At 58.6% G+C, this 18,005-nt stretch carries 16 protein-coding genes; 4 read left to right on the forward strand and 12 right to left on the reverse strand.

Features of this window, described 5'->3' with window-relative positions; translation table 11 throughout:
• Positions 1 to 55: 55 nt before the first annotated feature.
• The 3 genes from K420_RS0100005 to hyi all read right to left on the reverse strand — a co-directional run bounded on the left by K420_RS0100005 (position 56) and on the right by hyi (position 2,466).
• Positions 56 to 382 carry a PP2C family protein-serine/threonine phosphatase gene (locus K420_RS0100005; protein WP_027456233.1) on the reverse strand — a complete coding sequence of 109 codons (327 nt, stop codon included), beginning with the start codon at positions 380 to 382 and terminating at the stop codon, positions 56 to 58.
• A gap of 69 nt (positions 383 to 451) precedes the next feature.
• Positions 452 to 1,357 carry an HDOD domain-containing protein gene (locus K420_RS0100010; protein WP_051452884.1) on the reverse strand — a complete coding sequence of 302 codons (906 nt, stop codon included), beginning with the start codon at positions 1,355 to 1,357 and terminating at the stop codon, positions 452 to 454.
• A gap of 335 nt (positions 1,358 to 1,692) precedes the next feature.
• On the reverse strand, positions 1,693 to 2,466 hold the full coding sequence (gene hyi / locus K420_RS0100020) for a hydroxypyruvate isomerase (RefSeq protein ID WP_027456235.1): 774 nt from the start codon (positions 2,464 to 2,466) through the stop codon (positions 1,693 to 1,695).
• A 61-nt stretch (positions 2,467 to 2,527) separates the two neighbouring features.
• On the opposite strand from hyi, the gene K420_RS0100025 reads away from it, so the two are divergent.
• From K420_RS0100025 to K420_RS0100040, 4 genes are all read left to right on the forward strand, one after another.
• Positions 2,528 to 3,121 carry a cob(I)yrinic acid a,c-diamide adenosyltransferase gene (locus K420_RS0100025; RefSeq protein ID WP_051452885.1) on the forward strand — a complete coding sequence of 198 codons (594 nt, stop codon included), beginning with the start codon at positions 2,528 to 2,530 and terminating at the stop codon, positions 3,119 to 3,121.
• A 20-nt stretch (positions 3,122 to 3,141) separates the two neighbouring features.
• Positions 3,142 to 3,345: a hypothetical protein gene (locus tag K420_RS0100030; RefSeq protein ID WP_027456237.1), complete on the forward strand. Its 204-nt coding sequence runs from the start codon at positions 3,142 to 3,144 to the stop codon at positions 3,343 to 3,345.
• A gap of 75 nt (positions 3,346 to 3,420) precedes the next feature.
• Positions 3,421 to 4,242, forward strand: coding sequence for a crotonase/enoyl-CoA hydratase family protein (locus K420_RS0100035; protein ID WP_027456238.1), 822 nt, complete (start codon positions 3,421 to 3,423; stop codon positions 4,240 to 4,242).
• A gap of 278 nt (positions 4,243 to 4,520) precedes the next feature.
• A complete protein-coding gene (locus K420_RS0100040; RefSeq protein WP_027456239.1) occupies positions 4,521 to 7,415 on the forward strand; it encodes an adenosylcobalamin-dependent ribonucleoside-diphosphate reductase in 2,895 nt (964 codons plus the stop codon).
• Between the two features lie 68 nt (positions 7,416 to 7,483).
• Here K420_RS0100040 and K420_RS0100045 read toward each other — a convergent pair whose 3' ends face one another.
• The 9 genes from K420_RS0100045 to nuoG all read right to left on the reverse strand — a co-directional run bounded on the left by K420_RS0100045 (position 7,484) and on the right by nuoG (position 17,962).
• Positions 7,484 to 8,026 carry an NUDIX domain-containing protein gene (locus K420_RS0100045; protein WP_027456240.1) on the reverse strand — a complete coding sequence of 181 codons (543 nt, stop codon included), beginning with the start codon at positions 8,024 to 8,026 and terminating at the stop codon, positions 7,484 to 7,486.
• 62 nt (positions 8,027 to 8,088) lie between these two features.
• Positions 8,089 to 9,567: an NADH-quinone oxidoreductase subunit NuoN gene (gene nuoN, locus K420_RS0100050; RefSeq protein ID WP_027456241.1), complete on the reverse strand. Its 1,479-nt coding sequence runs from the start codon at positions 9,565 to 9,567 to the stop codon at positions 8,089 to 8,091.
• Between the two features lie 12 nt (positions 9,568 to 9,579).
• Positions 9,580 to 11,064 (reverse strand): NADH-quinone oxidoreductase subunit M, encoded by a 1,485-nt coding sequence (locus K420_RS0100055; RefSeq protein WP_027456242.1) that lies wholly within the window; start codon positions 11,062 to 11,064, stop codon positions 9,580 to 9,582.
• Positions 11,065 to 11,096: 32 nt separating this feature from the next.
• Positions 11,097 to 13,142: an NADH-quinone oxidoreductase subunit L gene (gene nuoL / locus K420_RS0100060; protein WP_027456243.1), complete on the reverse strand. Its 2,046-nt coding sequence runs from the start codon at positions 13,140 to 13,142 to the stop codon at positions 11,097 to 11,099.
• Positions 13,143 to 13,144: 2 nt separating this feature from the next.
• Positions 13,145 to 13,456 (reverse strand): NADH-quinone oxidoreductase subunit NuoK, encoded by a 312-nt coding sequence (gene nuoK / locus K420_RS0100065; RefSeq protein ID WP_027456244.1) that lies wholly within the window; start codon positions 13,454 to 13,456, stop codon positions 13,145 to 13,147.
• A gap of 14 nt (positions 13,457 to 13,470) precedes the next feature.
• Positions 13,471 to 14,067: an NADH-quinone oxidoreductase subunit J gene (locus K420_RS0100070; protein WP_027456245.1), complete on the reverse strand. Its 597-nt coding sequence runs from the start codon at positions 14,065 to 14,067 to the stop codon at positions 13,471 to 13,473.
• 12 nt (positions 14,068 to 14,079) lie between these two features.
• Positions 14,080 to 14,568, reverse strand: a complete 489-nt coding sequence (nuoI, locus tag K420_RS0100075) for an NADH-quinone oxidoreductase subunit NuoI (protein WP_027456246.1) — start codon at positions 14,566 to 14,568, stop codon at positions 14,080 to 14,082.
• A 10-nt stretch (positions 14,569 to 14,578) separates the two neighbouring features.
• Positions 14,579 to 15,628 carry an NADH-quinone oxidoreductase subunit NuoH gene (nuoH, locus tag K420_RS0100080; protein ID WP_027456247.1) on the reverse strand — a complete coding sequence of 350 codons (1,050 nt, stop codon included), beginning with the start codon at positions 15,626 to 15,628 and terminating at the stop codon, positions 14,579 to 14,581.
• Positions 15,629 to 17,962, reverse strand: coding sequence for an NADH-quinone oxidoreductase subunit NuoG (gene nuoG / locus K420_RS0100085; RefSeq protein WP_027456248.1), 2,334 nt, complete (start codon positions 17,960 to 17,962; stop codon positions 15,629 to 15,631).
• Positions 17,963 to 18,005: the final 43 nt, after the last annotated feature.

Below are 18,005 nucleotides of genomic sequence, written 5' to 3' on the forward strand. Positions count from 1 at the left end.
TCAAGCGCACCATCGCGGCCATCGGGCCACCGGCACCCCTTCGTTTGCTGACCGATCATGCAAACCGGGTGGGGTAACTGAGGTTTTTAGGTTCATTCATGAAGCGCGACGCCTTGATCATGGTATGCGCTTCCCGCATGCTGTTCTCGAGCATGCGCTTGGGACATTCGTCAGGACCGGCGAAATGGTCCAGGTTGGTCTTGGCCGTATGGATGACCTGCTCGGCAGCGAGCGCCCCGCCCGTGTGTCCCCCCATGCCGTCGGCCACCACGGCCAGCGCCACACCACGACGGCGGGCGTGCGGCAGGATCACGACACGATCCTGCTGTTCCTTGCGGTCCCCCTGATGCTGCGCGGCGCAGGCATCGATTGCTATCGCCATCCTTCCTCCTTGTGGGCCGGAAGATTAGCACGAAAGCGATTGTCGCCGACGGCGGGAGGCCAGGCGAAATCAGGCGCCGGCACCATGGAAGCGTTCGAGCACGACATCGATGAATTCGGGCAGCGTTTCGTCGCTCAGCCCCAGTTCGGGCAGGACCTCGCCACGCACCGCTTCCCACTCCGGATTCGATGTGTGCTGGTCAACGCAATAGATCTCGATGGCCAGTTGCAGGATGGCGACGATGCTGCGCGCCTCGTGGTCACCCAGTTCGGCAATCGCATGGTGGTAGCGGATGGCATCGCAGATGAAATCCGGCAGGCACCAGTGGCGGGCGACCAGATAGCCGACGACGCAATGGTCGGCATTGAACTTGCGGTCTTCTTCGGCCAGGTCGGTCCAGACCCCCGGTGTACCGAGGCGCATTTCGTTGCAGTAGGTCGGAAAACGCTGCATCAACAGCGGCACGCCGCAATCGTGGAAGATGCCAGCGAGATAGGCCAGATCCGGAAAAATATTGCACACCGCGATGCGCTCGTCGGCGATCAGCATGGCGAGTTGGGCGATGGTATGCGAACGGGCCCAGAAGGCTTCGTAGACCTGGCGGTTCTTCCTGATATCGCCCAGCCCGGCCAGCGAAATGGCCTGGACGATGTTGAAGGTCTGGCGCACCCCGACCGCGTGCAGGATTTCCTCCACCGTGGTCAGCGGCGGGTGTTGCCGGTAGGCGGAGTTGCCGACCACCTTGAACAGGATCGCCGTCAGCCCCGGATCCTGGTTGATGACCTTGGCCAGCGGTCGGACATCCATCTCCTTGCGCTGCATCAGCTTGCGCAATTCATCGAGAACGCGCGGCTGGGCGGGAATCCGGACGCCGCCTTCGAGCAGGCGCTTGATCCGAAAAGCGCTCTCCTCATCAAGCGACTGCGTGATTTCAAACACGGAACTGCCTTCAACAGTGCTGCCACTACGGGTCATGCCAAAGCCTCGTCTATCAATTCGATCCAGTACTCTACCGGCAACGCGCGGCCAGCCTGCAGATACGTCAGGCGGCCGGGGCGGCGGGCACCCCAACCAGGCCGCAACACAGGTGACTGTCGGCAACCGGCGTCAGATTGTAGCCGGCTGCGGGCGGGAATTCTCCGGTCAGACCGCGAATTTTCAGGCCCTGCAGCATCGGGGTGGAGTGAAAGGCAAGGCGCTCCGGTCGCCGCGCCGGATTCGAGCAAAGCCGGGATAATCGCCCCTTCGTCGGCCAGCGACCATGCCTCGGGTGGCTGTTTCACACAGCCGGTACGACGTCTCCCGGGCGGTCATTTCGGCCGCCAGCCCAGGCCGGCCTCGGTGGTCGTCAGGGGCTTGTACTCGCAACCGATCCAGCCGGCGTAACCCACCTTCTCCAGCACGGAGAACAGGAAGGGATAGTTGATCTCGCCGGTCCCCGGCTCATGGCGTCCAGGGTTGTCGGCGATTTGCACGTGGCCGATCTGGGCGATGTTTTCCTCGATGGTGCGCGCCAGATCGCCCTGGATAATCTGGGCGTGGTAAATGTCGAGCTGCAATCTGACGTTGCTGCGGTCGATGGTTTCGATCAGGCGCAGCGCCTTGTCTATGCTATCCAGCCAGTAACCGGGCATGTCGATGCGGCTGTTGATCGGCTCGATCATCACCGTCGCCCCCACGGTGGCAAAGCGGTCAGCCGCAAAGCGCAGGTTGGCGACGTAATTGGCCTCCAGGGCTTCCTCGGAGATTCCCCACGGGCGCAGGCCGGCCATGCAATGCACCCGTTCGCAGTCGAGCAGCATCGCGTAGTTCAGCGCCTGCTCGACCCCTTCGGCAAACTCGCTGTGCCGGTCAGGCAAACAGGCCAGGCCGCGCTCGCCGGCCGCCCAGTCGCCGGGCGGCAGGTTGAACAGCACTTGCTCGACATCCGCCGCCTGCAACCACTCAGCCACATCGTGGGCCGGCCAGTCGTAGGGAAACAGGTACTCGACCCCCTGGAAACCGGCCGCAGCCGCCAGCCGGAAGCGCTCGCGGAAGGCGTGATCGGTGAACAGAAAACTCAGGTTGGCAGCGAACTTTGGCATGGGTGCGACAGTCTGTTAGGCAGCCTGTCAGTATAATCGTGGCTATTCAAGGAGAACCATTGTGAGCGACCAAGAGAACGCCGCCAGCACTACCGAACGCAAGGGCAACCGCCTGTCCAAGATCGTCACCCGCACCGGAGACGCCGGCACCACCGGCCTCGGCGATGGCAGCCGGACGACCAAGGATAGCCTGCGTATCGATGCCATCGGCGAAGTCGACGAACTGAATTCCAGTCTCGGCCTGCTGCTCTGCGAGGATCTGCCGGCCCGTGTGCGCGCCGCGCTACTCGACATCCAGCACGACCTGTTCGACCTCGGTGGCGAACTGTGCCTGCCCGGCATGGCCATCATGCAGGATGCCCAGGTTGCCCGCCTCGAAGAACTGGCAGAGGAATTCAACCGCGACCTGCCAATGCTCAAGGAATTCATCCTGCCCGGCGGCACCCGTCCGGCCGCCGTCGCCCACCTGTGTCGCACGATCTGCCGGCGTGCGGAACGTTCCATGGTCCGCCTGCACCATGCCGAGGCGCTGCCCGATGCCGCCCGCCGCTACATCAATCGCCTGTCCGACCTGCTCTTCATTCTCGGTCGCCTGCTCAACCGCACCGGCGGACGGGGCGACGTGCTGTGGCAGAAAGGCAAGAACGCCACCTGATCGCGCCTGCGAGGTGAACCGTGTATCGCGTCATCACCACCTATCGCAATGGAACGGAGCGCCCGGTCATCGAAAAGGGGCCGTGGCATCCGTCGCGCCAGCATACGGAGTACTGGGCCGAGCAACTGCGCCTGTCGGGCTACGTGGTTGAAATCGAGAGCCAGGGCAGTGCCATGAAGGAAGACAATTCCGACCTTGCGTCCGCGCTCGCCAGCATGGCCTGAGCCATCGCACGACTACGCGGAGTAGTTGGATCGCTTATCATCGCCGGGCAAAACACCATAACAGGAGACAGCCCGATGAACCTACCCGCCTTCAGCACGCTCCAAGTCAGCCTCGCCGACCACGTCGCCGAAATCCGCCTCAACCGGCCTGACAAATCGAACGCCCTCAACGATGCCATGTGGCAGGAAATCCGCCAGGCCTGCGACTGGCTGGATGCCACACCACAGGCCCGTGTCGCCATCCTGTGCGGCGCCGGCCGGAATTTCTGCGCCGGCATCGACCTCGGCATGCTGGCCAGTATCCAGCAACGCATTGCCCACCCAGACGGGGCGCGCAGCCGCGAGGCCTTGCGCCGCCTGATCCTCGACCTGCAGGACTGCCTGAACAGCCTCGAACGCTGCTGCAAGCCGATCATTGCCGCCATCCACGGAGCCTGTGTGGGCGGCGGCCTCGATCTCGTCGCCTGCTGCGACATGCGCTACGCTTCGACCGACGCGGTGTTTTCGATCAAGGAAATCGACATCGGCATGGTGGCCGACGTCGGCACCCTGCAACGCCTGCCCCGCCTGATCGGCGAAGGCATGACGCGCGAACTGGCCTATACCGGCCGCAACGTCGACAGCCAAGAGGCCGAACGTCTCGGCCTGATCAACCGCCAGTTCACCACGCCGGACAAACTGGCGGACGGCGTCCGCCAGATAGCGCAGGCCATCGCCGCCAAATCGCCGCTCGCCATCCGCGGTACCAAGGAGGTCCTCAACTACAGCCGCGACCACTCCGTCGCCGAGGGCCTCAACTTCGTCGCCACCTGGAATTCGACTGCCCTGCTTTCTGCTGACCTGGAGGAATGCATGGCGGCGCAAATGGAAAAGCGGCTGCCGCAGTTCCCCGATTGACGACAATTAGGCGGCCCAGCCAGCGCCTCGCAACGGCTGCCGCCGCCCCTGTTTTTCGGGCAGGGGAAATGGGGGATAAATATTTTTTCAGCCCGCCACCAACCCACCGTTTTGCTTCCTGGGGCATTGTTTTTTCGGGCTTTTTCACACCATGACGGTGTCACATACCCCGGCAGGCAGAACCACTGTATCTAGTCAAGATATTGTATCGACCCACTAGATATAGTAGATTCTCGGCATTCCAAGACCAGAACCCAATCTGCCGAGAGGAGCCATCAATGAGCAAAGTCGCCGAGCAGCTGTCGCTGACCGACATTCCCGCCCCACCGGAATTCGCCCCCCTGCCCGAGCAGGAAATCTCGGGCGAAGTGCTGATCGAGAAGTACGCCAAGGGCAAGGAAACCAACGTGCACGACGTGCGCAAGCGCGTCGCCTGGGCCCTCGCCCAGATCGAGCAGGAAGCCGATCGCGCCCACTGGGAAGGCAAGTTCCTGTGGGCCCAGGAAAACGGCTTCATCCCGGCCGGCCGCATCAATTCCGCCGCCGGCACCGACCTGCAAGCAACGCTGATCAACTGCTTCGTACAACCCGTCGGCGATTCCATCGTCGAGAACGTCGATGGCCGTCCCGGCATCTACACCGCCCTCGCCCAGGCCGCTGAAACCATGCGTCGCGGCGGCGGCGTCGGCTACGATTTCTCGTCCATCCGTCCGCAAGGCGCCCGCGTCAAGGGCACCCAGTCCCGTGCCTCCGGCCCGGTCTCCTACATGCGCGTTTTCGACCGCTCCTGCGAGACCGTCGAATCGGCCGGCGCTCGCCGCGGTGCCCAGATGGGCGTGCTGCGCTGCGACCATCCGGATATCGAGGACTTCATCCACGCCAAGGACCACGGCGACCTGACCAATTTCAACATCTCGATCGGCGTGACCGACGGCTTCATGGAAGCGGTCGATGCCGACACCTATGTCGAGCTGGTACACCGCGCCGAGCCGAATGGCGACATGCGCGCCGCCGGCGCCTACCAGCGCGAAGACGGCCTGTGGGTCTACCGCAAGGTCCGCGCCCGCGACCTGTGGGACCAGGTCATGAAGTCCACCTACGATCACGCCGAACCGGGCATCCTGTTCCTCGATCGCATGAACAAGGACAACAACCTCAATTACTGCGAAGTCATCGAGGCCACCAACCCCTGCGCCGAACAGCCGCTGCCGCCGTACGGCTGCTGCTGCCTGGGCTCGATCAACCTGACTCTGTACGTCAGGAACCCGTTCACCGAGCAGGCCGAGTTCGATTTCGATAGCTTCGCCGAAGTCGTCCGCATCTCGACCCGCATGCTCGACAACGTGCTCGACGCCACCCACTGGCCGCTCGAGCGCCAGCAGCAGGAAGCCGCCAACAAGCGCCGCGTCGGCCTCGGCTTCACCGGCCTCGGCGATGCGCTGGCCATGCTGCGCCTGCGTTACGACAAACCAGAAGCCCGCGCCATGGCTGCCCGCATCAGCGAATTCATGCGCGACACGGCCTATCTGTACTCGGTCGAAATGGCCAAGGAGCGCGGTGCCTTCCCGCTGTTCAACGCCGAGCTGTATCTGTCCGGCGGCAATTTCGCCTCCCGCCTGCCGAACGACCTCAAGGCCGAGATCCGCAAGCACGGCCTGCGCAACTCACACCTGCTGTCCATCGCCCCGACCGGCACCATCTCGCTGGCCTTCGCCGACAACGCCTCGAACGGTATCGAACCGCCCTTCTCCTGGACCTACAACCGTAAGAAGCGCATGCCGGATGGTACGATTAAAGAATACGCCGTCGAAGACTACGCCTGGCGTCTGTACAAGCATCGGGGCGGCGACGTCTCCAATCTGCCGGACTTTTTCGTCACTGCCCTGGAAATTTCGGCCAAGGCCCATGCCGACATGGTTGCCGCGGTCGCCCCCTTCGTCGATACCTCCATTTCGAAGACGGTCAATGTACCAGCCGACTACCCGTACGCCGACTTCCAGGACCTCTACATGCAGGCCTGGAAGGCCGGCCTGAAGGGTCTGGCCACCTATCGCCCGAACAGCGTCCTTGGCTCTGTGCTCTCTGTCGAACCGGCCAAGACCGACGCGCCGGCAGCGGATGCCAAGTCGCCGCAGGATTTTCTGCCCGATACCAACCGCCGCCTGTCCATCAAGAACCTGCCCGCCCCGGTTCTCTCGTCGCTGCGCTGGCCCGGCCGCCCGAACCTGCCCGAAGGCAACCTGTGCTGGACCTACATGGTCGATTCGCCGATCGGCAAGTTCGCCCTGTTCGTCGGTCACGTCGAACCGGAAGGCCGCGCCTGGCCATTTGAAGTATGGGCGAACGGCCCGGCCGAACCGCGCGGCCTCGGCGCCGTCGCCAAGACCCTGTCGATGGACATGCGCGCCAACGACCACGGCTGGCTGCAGATGAAGCTCGACGCGCTGGCCAAGACGCCGGGCGACTCCTTCGAAATGCCGATGCCGCCGCATGGCGAGCGCAAGCGCATGCCGTCCGTCGTATCCGCCATGGCCCAGGTTATCGCCTGGCGCTGCGAACAGCTCGGCGCCTTCAACAACGACGGCCCGACGCCAGTCAAGGACGCCCTGTTCAGCGCCAAGGAACCGAAGACCGGCACCGACGGCACGCTGTCCTGGACGGTCGATGTCAACAACCCTTCGACCGGAGAGGATTTCGTCCTTGGCCTGAAGGAAATCATGTTGCCGGACGGCGTGACCCGCCCCTACTCGATGTGGCTGTCGGGCAACTACCCGCGTGCCCTCGACGGCCTGTGCAAGCTGCTGTCGCTCGACATGCGCGTCCTCGATCCCGCCTGGATCGGCATGAAGCTGCGCAAACTGCTCGATTACTCCGAGCCGCTTGGCGATTTCATGGCCTTCGTCCCAGGCTCCCGCAAGCAGCAGACCTATCCGTCTACCGTGGCCTACATCGCACAGCTGATCATTCACCGCTATGCCATGCTCGGCATCCTCGACGAGGCCGGCTTCCCGCTTCAACAAATGGGCATCCTGGAAGCGCCGGAGGACACCACCAGCAACAAGGTGCTGCCGACTCAGGGCAAGCTGTGCGGCGAGTGCGGCAATCACACGATGATCCGCAAGGATGGCTGTGACTTCTGTACCGCCTGCGGCGCGGTGGGAACCTGCGGCTGATCTCTGTAGCCTGGATACAAAAATGCCCCGGCTAGTCCCGGGGCATTTTCATTTGCAAACTCGAAATATCACGGCCTGCCCAGCCAGAATAACGCAGTGATCGTCTTCGCATCGGTGATTCGGCCATCCCACACGGCCTGCCTCGCCTCGTCGGGCGAAATCTCCACCACATCGAGAAACTCGTTATGGTCCAGCTGCTTCTCGCCTGAGAATTGAAGTCCATGGGCCGCGAAAATCTCGATCCGCTCGTCCGAGTAGCCGATACACGGGTGCATTACACCAAGATGCTCCCAAGCTGCCGCCACGTAGCCGGTCTCTTCACGCAGTTCGCGGCGTGCGGTATCAATGATCGCCTCTCCCTGATCGATCTTGCCAGCGGGCAATTCCAAAAACACCTGACGTAACGGATAGCGGTACTGCCGTTCGAACAACAAATTGCCGTTATCAAGAAACGCGAGAATCACCACCGCTCCAGGATGGATGATGTATTCCCGCACCGATTCGTTGCCATTCGGCAATTGGACACGATCCTTCCGTACATGCAGCAAGGTACCGCGATAAATCGTCTCGCTGGATAGCTCGGACTCGATCAGGTGTAGATCATGTGACATTCAGAACTCCAAAAGAAAACGCCCCGGCAAGCGGGGCGTTATCGCGCAATACTGTCCTTCGATCAGAGCGAGCGCAGCAGGGCGTAGGCGCAGAGGGACATGATCACTTGCGGGAATAGCCCGAGGAATGCGACCGCGAGACCGTTGGCGGAAATCAGGATGCGCATGTCCATGCCAGCGGACAGCGGCGTTTCATCGGCCGGCGCATCAAAATACATGAGCTTGACGACACGCAGGTAGTAGAAGGCGCCAATCAACGAGAACAGGACTGCGACAATCGCCAGCCAGATATAACCCGCGGCAACGACAGCTTGCAACACGGAGAATTTGGCAAAGAAGCCGATGAAGAAGGGAACGCCCGCCATCGAGAACATCAACATCAGCATGACGCCGGCAAACCAGGGGCTGCGCTTGTTCAGCCCCTTGAGATCCTCCAGTTCATCGGCCTCGAAACCGGCACGGGACATCATCAGGATCATGCCAAAGGTGCCGGCGGACATCAGCACGTAGGCGATGACGTAGAACATTGCCGAACTGTAGGCATTCAAGGCATAACGGGCATCCCCGCCCACCACGCCGGTCACGATGCCGAGAAGCATGAAACCCATGTGCGAGATCGCTGAGTAGGCCAGCATGCGCTTGAAGTTGGTCTGGGCGATGGCAGCCAGATTACCGATGGCCATCGACAGCACGGACAGGATGATGAGCATCGACTGCCAGTCCTGCGCCAGCGTAATCAGGCCGTTAACCAGCAAGCGCATCACGATGGCAAAGGCGGCAAGCTTGGGCGCCGAGCCAATGAACAACGTGACCGACGTCGGGGCGCCATGATAGACGTCCGGAATCCACATGTGGAAGGGAACGACGCCCAGCTTGAAGGCCAAGCCAGCGACCAGGAAAACCAGACCGAACACCATCACCGTCCGATTCACGCCGCCGCTGTAAAGGCGTTCGGCAATCGCGGTGATTTCCAGCGTCCCGGTTGCGCCGTAGATCATCGACATGCCGTACAGCAACAAGCCGGAAGCCAGTGCCCCCAGCACGAAATACTTCATCGCAGCCTCGGTGGAAACCACGGAATCGCGGTTCATGGCCACCATGGCGTATAGCGACAGGGAGAGCAGTTCCAAGCCGATATAGATGGTCACGAAGTGATTGGCCGAGATCATCACCATCATGCCCAGCGTTGCAAACAACGCCAGCACGTAATACTCGCCCTTGTTCATCGCAGCCCGATCGATGACATAGCCTCGGGAATAGAACAAAACGATGATGACCGTCATGTAAAGGAAGAGCTTCAGCAGGTCGGACATCAAGTCGTCGACGAACATGTTGCTGAAGGTGTAACCAATCTCGCCGGTACTCGTTGCAAACTGAATTGCCGCACAGCCGATCAGGGTCAATTGGGTCAACACGAACGTGACAGTCCGCCGGCTGTCCTTGACCGTAAGATCGATCAGCAGGATGGCGAGTGCCATGATCACCAGAAAAATTTCTGGTGCAGCAGGCAGAAGATTAGGGACAACGAAATTGTCAAACATGTCGGCTACCGTTTATTGAATCTTGCTGATGGCAACGTGATGCAGCAGGTCGTTGACCGAGGCGTGCATGACTTCGGTGAAGGGTTGCGGATATACGCCCATCCACAGGGTGGCGATGGCCAGAACGGCGAGGATGGCGAATTCGCGCTTGTTGATGTCGGTCAGTTCGGCCACATGATGGTTGGCGACATCCCCGAAAATTACCCGCTTATACATCCACAGGGAATAGGCGGCGCCGATGACCATGGAGCTGGCGGCAGCGAAGGCAACCCAGAAGTTGTACTTGACAGCCCCCAGAATGACCATGAACTCGCCTACGAAGCCCGAGGTTGCCGGCAATCCGGCATTGGCCATGGTGAACAACATGAACAGGGCCGCAAACTTCGGCATGGTATTCACCACGCCACCGTAATCCGCAATTTGACGACTATGCACACGGTCGTACATGACGCCGATACAGAAGAACATGGCCCCCGAAACGAAGCCGTGCGAAACCATCTGGACGAGCGCCCCCTCGATCCCCATGGAGCTGAACATGAAGAAACCCAGGGTAACGAAGCCCATGTGTGCGATCGACGAATAGGCCACCAGCTTCTTCATGTCGGCCTGAACCAGCGCGACAAAACCGATATAAACGACGGCGATTAGCGACAAGGCCACAACCAGGCCGGACAATTCATGCGATGCGTCCGGAGCAATCGGCAGCGAGAAACGCAAGAAACCATAAGCCCCCAGTTTCAGTGCGATAGCTGCCAGCACGATAGAACCACCGGTCGGCGCTTCAACGTGAGCATCCGGCAACCAGGTATGCACCGGCCACATGGGGACCTTGACAGCGAAGGCAATCATGAAGGCCAGGAACAACCAGACCTGCGGTCCAAGCGGAATCGGCAGTTTGTGCCACTCAAGAATCGAAAAACTGCCACCGGACTGGATAAACAGATACATCAGGGCGAGCAGGAAGAGCAGCGAACCGAACAAGGTATAGAGGAAGAATTTGAAAGCAGCGTAAACCCGGTTCGGCCCCCCCCAGACACCAATGATGAGGTACAACGGAATGAGGGACGCCTCAAAGAAGACATAGAACAACACGCCATCCAAGGAGGTGAAAATGCCGTTCATCAGGCCCGACATGATCAGGAATGCAGCATTGTACTGAGCGACCTTCTGCTGAATGACTTCCCAACCTGCTGCGACCACAATGATGGTGATGAAAGCATTCAGGATGACGAACAGCATCGAGATGCCATCAACCCCGAGGTGGTAATTGATGTTGAAGCGCGGAATCCAGGTTTTCAACTCGACAAATTGCATGCCCCCATTGGCGATGTCGAAGTTGATCCACAAAGGAATGGTGACCAGGAAAGCAACAACTGCACCGATCAGGGAAAGCATCCGTGCCAGTGGAGCATTCCGGTCACCGCCAGTGGTCAACACCACCAGGCCGGCGAAAATCGGAATCCAGATTGCGAGAGATAGCAGCGGGTAAGTCGACATGTTATTCCTTGCTCTTCTGCGAACTATTCACGCTATGCGCGGTTGATCCACAGGGTCATCAGCACGAATACGCCGATGATCATGGTGAAAGCGTAGTGATAAACGTAACCGGTTTGGAACAGGCGGGTCAGGGAGGAAATCCAGCCGACGACCTTGGCCGACCCATTGACAATCAATCCGTCGATGACAGCAACGTCACCGCCACGCCACAGAGCTTTGCCCAGAACGCGTGCCCCCCCGGCAAATACCACTTCGTTGAATTTGTCGAAGTAATACTTGTTTTCGAACAGGGTATGAATCGCAGAGAAACGACGCTGGATGGCCGCCGGAATGTCGGGGCGCTTCATATAGAAGAACCACGACACAACAACACCGGCAAGAGCCAGGACGAACGGCAGGGTGGTGAAGGCATGAACCCCCATAGCGCCCGCGCCATGGAAATGCTCGGCCAGATGAGCCATGGCCGGATGCGCCTGGCTATCAATGAAGATCACACCCTTGAAAAAGTCACCAAATACCATCGGTTCGATTGCGAAATAACCGATCAGCAGCGAGGGGATAGCCAGCAGGACCAGTGGCAAGGTAACCACCCACGGTGTTTCGTGCGGCTTCTGCCCCGGGGCCAAACCGTGATGATGATCATGGGCAACCTCCTCGTCGTCATGGTCACCGTGGTGCTCGTGATGATGGGCATCATCCGCCTTGCCGAAGCGTTCCTCGCCGTGGAAGACAAGGAAATACATCCGGAAGGAGTAGAACGCGGTCACGAAGACACCGGCCAGCACGGCGAAGTAGGCGAAACCAGCCCCCGGGATGTGAGACATGGCAACCGCTTCGATAATCGAATCCTTCGAGTAGAAACCCGACAGGAACGGAGTACCGATCAAGGCAAGCGAGCCAACCAGGGAAGTAATCCAGGTGATCGGCATGTATTTGCGCAGCCCCCCCATATTCCGGATGTCCTGATCGTGATGCATACCGATGATCACAGAACCGGCCGCAAGGAACAGCAATGCCTTGAAGAAGGCGTGGGTCATCAAATGGAAGATCGCCACCGAGTAAGCCGAGGCGCCGAGGGCGACCGTCATGTAACCCAACTGAGACAAGGTCGAATAGGCAACAACACGCTTGATGTCGTTCTGGATGATGCCGAGGAAACCCATGAACAGCGCTGTAATAGCGCCAATCACGATAACGAAGGAAAGCGCTGCAGTGGACAGTTCGAACAGCGGCGACATGCGTGAAACCATGAAGATGCCGGCCGTGACCATCGTGGCAGCGTGAATAAGTGCCGAAATCGGGGTCGGGCCTTCCATCGAATCCGGCAGCCAGACGTGAAGCGGAACCTGAGCAGATTTACCCATCGCACCGATGAACAGGCAGACACAGGTAACGGTCATCAGCGATACCGTTGCCCAATCACGGTCGGCGAACAGGCTGATCTTGGTGTTCGCAAATTCGGGAGCCTTCTGGAATACCGTAGCGTAATCCAGCGACCCAAAATGCGCGAGGACCAAGCCGATCCCGAGAATGAAACCGAAGTCGCCGACACGGTTTACCAGGAAAGCCTTCATGTTGGCGAAAATCGCCGTCGGACGGGTGTACCAGAAACCGATCAAGAGGTAGGAAACCAGGCCAACAGCTTCCCATCCGAAGAACAGCTGCATGAAATTGTTACTCATCACCAGCATCAGCATGGAGAAAGTGAACAACGAAATGTAGCTGAAGAAACGGTTGTAGCCCGGATCTTCCTGCATATAGCCAATGGTGTAGAGGTGAACCATCAGCGACACGAAAGTGACCACGATCATCATCGTCGTGGTCAGTGAGTCGATCAGGAATCCAACCTCGAATTTGTAGTCACCACTTGTCAGCCAGGTGTAAACAGCCCCGTTGAACGTGTTTCCGGCCTGAACATCCTTGAAGATGATCAGCGATGCGATGAATGCGACCAGCACGCCGGCAATGGTTGCCGTATGGGCCACCCAACGCGGAATGAGACGGCAGAAAAGGCCGGCGATCATGGCGCCGAACAACGGCGCTAACGGAACGAGCAGATAGAGCTTTTGCATTTCCATGTTTAACCCTTCAAGCTGCCCAGGTCATCCACATGGATGCTCTTGAGATTACGGAACAGCACGATCAGGATGGCCAGGCCGATTGCAGATTCGGCAGCCGCGACGGTCAGAATGAAGAAGACGAAAATCTGTCCGGACAAATCCTGCAAGTAATGCGAAAACGCGACGAAATTCATGTTCACCGCGAGCAACATCAATTCGATGGCCATCAGCAAAACAAGCAGATTCTTGCGGTTCAGGAAAATCCCAACCACACTGATCGCGAAGAGCATCGCGCCCAGAATCAGGAAGTGCGAGAGAGTCAAAGTGAGCATAATCTTCCCTGGGTTCAGTCTTTTTCAACCGGCATCTGCAGAACGCGTACGCGATCCTTCGCCTTGACGAAGACCTGCTGATTTGGGTTGGTGTACTTGGAATTCTTGGAACCGCGATAGGTCAGAACGATCGCCGCGATCATGCCGACCAGCAGGATCAAGGAAGCCAGTTCGAAGGGGTAGACATACTCACTGAACATCAGGGCGCCAATCGCCTTGGTATTCGAAATACCCGCCGGCACGGCTGCTTCGGCAGCAGGTACCTGAAAATATTTACTGCCCAGAACCAAGCCCATTTCCAAGATCATCAACAAGCCGAGCAGAGCACCAAGCGGCAGATAATTCCAGAACCCTTGGCGAATTCGGTCCATGTTGATGTCAAGCATCATCACGACGAACAGGAATAGCACCATGACAGCGCCGACATAAACCAAAATAATGGCAATGGCCAAAAATTCGGCCTGCATCAAAGCCCAGATGCCACCGCAGGTGAAGAAAGCCAGAATCAGGTGCAAGGCGGCATGCACAGGGTTCCGCGCGGTAATCACGCGCAAGGCGGCAAAAATCAGAATAGCCGACAGGAAGAAGAAAACCAGGGTTTGAAAATCCATCGCTCGCACCTGTTATCGGTAAGCCGAATCAAGCTCGCGGTCTTTCGCGATCTGATCCTCGTAACGGTCGCCGTTAGCCAGCAACATTTGCTTGGTGTAATACAGATCGCCGCGTTTTTCGCCGTGGTATTCGAAAATGCGGGTCTCGACAATCGCATCGACCGGGCAGGCTTCTTCACAGAAACCGCAGAAAATGCACTTTGTTAGATCGATGTCGTAGCGAGTAGTACGGCGAGAGCCATCATCACGCGGTTCGGCTTCGATCGTGATCGCCAGAGCGGGGCAAATTGCTTCGCACAATTTGCAGGCAATACAACGCTCCTCACCATTCTCATAACGGCGCAGGGCATGCAACCCACGGAAGCGGAAGCTCTGCGGAGTTTTTTCCTCCGGATACTGGACGGTAATCTTTCGGGCGAAGAAATATTTGCCCGTGACCGACATCCCCTTCAACAACTCCCGGAGGAAGAGGCTGTTGAAGATTTCCTTCATCGAACCCATTAGTCTCTCCTCACTTCCAGATATTGAGTGGCGACATCATCCAGACGCCAACGACAACCAGCCAAATCAGACAGATCGGCAAAAAGACCTTCCAACCCAGACGCATCAGCTGGTCATAACGGTAGCGCGGGAAGGTAGCCCGGAACCACAGGAACAGGAAGAGAATCGCAGACATCTTGGCAAACAGCCAGAAGATGCCATCCGGCAAGAATCCGACAGGAGACAGCCAGCCACCGAGGAACATGAGAGAGGTCAGCGCGGCGACCAAAATCATGTTGGCGTACTCTGCCAAGAAGAACACGGCAAATGCCATGCCCGAATATTCAACATGGAAACCCGCAACAATTTCCGACTCCCCTTCGGAGACGTCGAAAGGTGCGCGATTGGTTTCAGCCACGCCGGAAATCAGATAGACCAGGAACATCGGGAAGAGCGGAAGCCAGTTCCACGACATGAAGCTCATGCCCCAATCGGCGAAACGTCCCTGATTTTGCACAGCAACGATTTCAACCAGATTGAGACTGTTGGAGACCATCAGGACGCAGATCAGCGAGAAACCCATCGAGATTTCATACGACACCATCTGAGCCGCGGAGCGCATCGCACCGAGGAAGGCGTATTTCGAATTGGAAGCCCAGCCAGACAAAATGATCCCGTACACGCCCATCGAGGTGATCGCCATGATGTACAGGAGGCTGGCGTCGATATTGGCGAGCACCAGCGTATCAGTAAAGGGAACCACCGCCCAGGCTGCCAAGGCCGGAGCAATTGCAAGCATGGGAGCAATAATGAAAATGCCCTTGCTGGCAGTCGCCGGAACGATAATTTCCTTCAGCAGCAGCTTCAAACCGTCCGCGATCGGCTGGATCAAGCCCAATGGACCGACACGGTTCGGGCCGATACGCACCTGCATGTAACCGATTACCTTGCGCTCGAAGTAGGTCAGATAGGCAACACCGAGCATCAACGGCGCCACGATCAGGACAATTTTCAACAGCGCCCAGACAGCAGGCCAGGCGCCACCAAAAACACCTTGTCCGAAGTTCATCAGTGCGTCCATTTATGCACGCTCCACAGAAATCGTTCCGAACATATCACCCAGCGAGCAGGTGCTTGGATGAGCCGCGGCAATCCGGACACAACCGGCGGGCACGCCATTGTCCAACTTGGCGACCAACACCGCCTCGCCAGTTCCCTGCTTGACCCGTACCCGATCTTTGTCGGACAGGTTCAGCATGTTCAACGTTGCCTCGTTCATCCGAGCCGTGGGCGCGGTGGAATCGGCAGTTTGCTGAAGTGCCGGAGACCGGCGCGCCATCGGATCGGCAAAGTTAATAGGTACGTCGGCAATGCGCAGGAGCCCGTTCGCTGAAGACGAGGGGAGCACAATAGAAAGGCCGTCAAGATCATTGTCGAGGCCAGAAACGAACTCGACATCCGAACCCAGTACCTCATCCCGAACCTGTTCGCTCGACATGTAGTCAAAACCCTCGAGATTAAGCACATTGCCCAATACGCGAAGTAATTTCCAAGCCGGGCGAGCGTCACCGCGAGGCTTGACGACACCGTTGAAACTCTGCGCACGGCCTTCCGTGTTCACGAACGTACCGGAGGTTTCAGTAAAGGGCGAAACCGGCAACATCACATCAGCGTATTCCAATGCTGGTGCATGCTTGAAGGCAGACATGAAAACCACCAAACTGGCCTGCTTCAGCGCGGCAACAGCCAATTGCGGATTGCCGCAATCGAACTCGGGTTCCACTCCCATCAGCACGTACGCCTTGCGCGGTTTCTCGAATATTTCACGAGCGTTGGCACCGAATTTCGTACTGACAGCCAAATGTGCACCAACCGTATTAGCGCCTTCGCCGAGGAAACCAACCGTTGCACCGGTCAATCTACCCAGCTCAAGTGCCAAGAGGTGGAGTTGCGTTGCGTCCGCCGACTGCGTCGCGACGTTACCGAGGAAAACCGCAGACTTATCACCATCGATCAAGCTCTGCGCAATTTTCCGGCTGTTTTCACACGCTACAACATTTTCCAAGCCAGCCGGAAGCGCTACATGCTTGATTTCCGCTGCCGACTTCACCACGGCGGCCAAGCTCGTCACGAGATCAGAAGGTCCGACCGTCATGCGAGCATGAAGGTTGATCAGCGGGTCGTCGCCAGCCACGCTCAGCAGGCTGACCTTGGTAAATTTCTTTGCGGCCTGCCGCAAACGCTGGGCTATCAGTGGATGGTCCTTGCGCAGGAAGGAACCCACAACCAATACCCCATCCAGTTCCTTGATGTCGGCAAGGCGCATTCCGAGCCAAGGCGCTCCTGTACGCGTCGCATCCGACGTGAAATCAAGCTGGCGGGGACGGAAATCGACATTTCCACTACCAAGCCCATTCATAACTTTGGCAAGAAGATACAACTCCTCAACCGTCGAATTTTGAGCGGCCAACGCTGCCAAGGCGTCACCACCATGTTCGCGGGAAACGTCCTTCAACCCGTGGGCAACGTAATCAAGGGCGACGTTCCAGTCGACTTCCTTCCACTCTCCCCCCTGCTTGACCATCGGCTTGGTAAGCCGCTCATCGGAGGACAGCGACAGATACGAGAAACGCTCCTTGTCGGAAATCCAGCACTCGTTGACCGCCTCGTTTTCACGCGGTAGCACGCGCATCACGTTGTCGTGCTTGACCTGCACGACCAGATTGGCCCCGACCGAGTCCTGGGCACTGATCGACTTGCGGCGCTGCAGTTCCCAAGAGCGTGCCGTGTAGCGGAACGGCTTGGACGTCAAGGCGCCAACCGGACATAGGTCGATCATGTTGCCCGACAACTCGGAATCGACCGACCGGCCGACAAAGGTCATAATCTCCGAGTGCATGTTGCGATTCGCCATGCCGAGTTCCATGATGCCGGCGATTTCCTGGCCAAAGCGAACACAGCGGGTGCAATGAATACACCGGCTCATCTCCTCCATGGAGATCAACGGCCCGACACTCTTGTGGAAAACGACGTGCTTCTCTTCCGTGTAGCGACTCTTCATCGGACCGTAGCCGACAGCCATGTCCTGCAACTGGCACTCGCCCCCCTGATCGCAAATCGGGCAATCGAGCGGATGATTGATCAGCAGGAACTCCATCACGCCCTTCTGTGCCTTGACCGCCAGCTCGGAGTGTGTGAACACCTTCATGCCATTCGTCACCGGCGTCGCACAAGCCGGCAATGGCTTGGGGGCCTTCTCCACCTGCACGAGACACATACGGCAGTTGGCGGCGATCGAAAGTTTCTTGTGGTAGCAGAAATGCGGGATATACACGCCAACCTGCTGCGCGGCATCCATCACCGTGCTGCCGTCGGGCACTTGCGCCTTTTTGCCGTCGATTTCGATTTCTAGCATGTCGCTACCTTGTAGCCAGTTCTTTCGTTACTAAGCCGCACCT

It is taken from the genome of Dechloromonas agitata is5 (assembly GCF_000519045.1).
Classification (GTDB): domain Bacteria; phylum Pseudomonadota; class Gammaproteobacteria; order Burkholderiales; family Rhodocyclaceae; genus Azonexus; species Azonexus agitatus.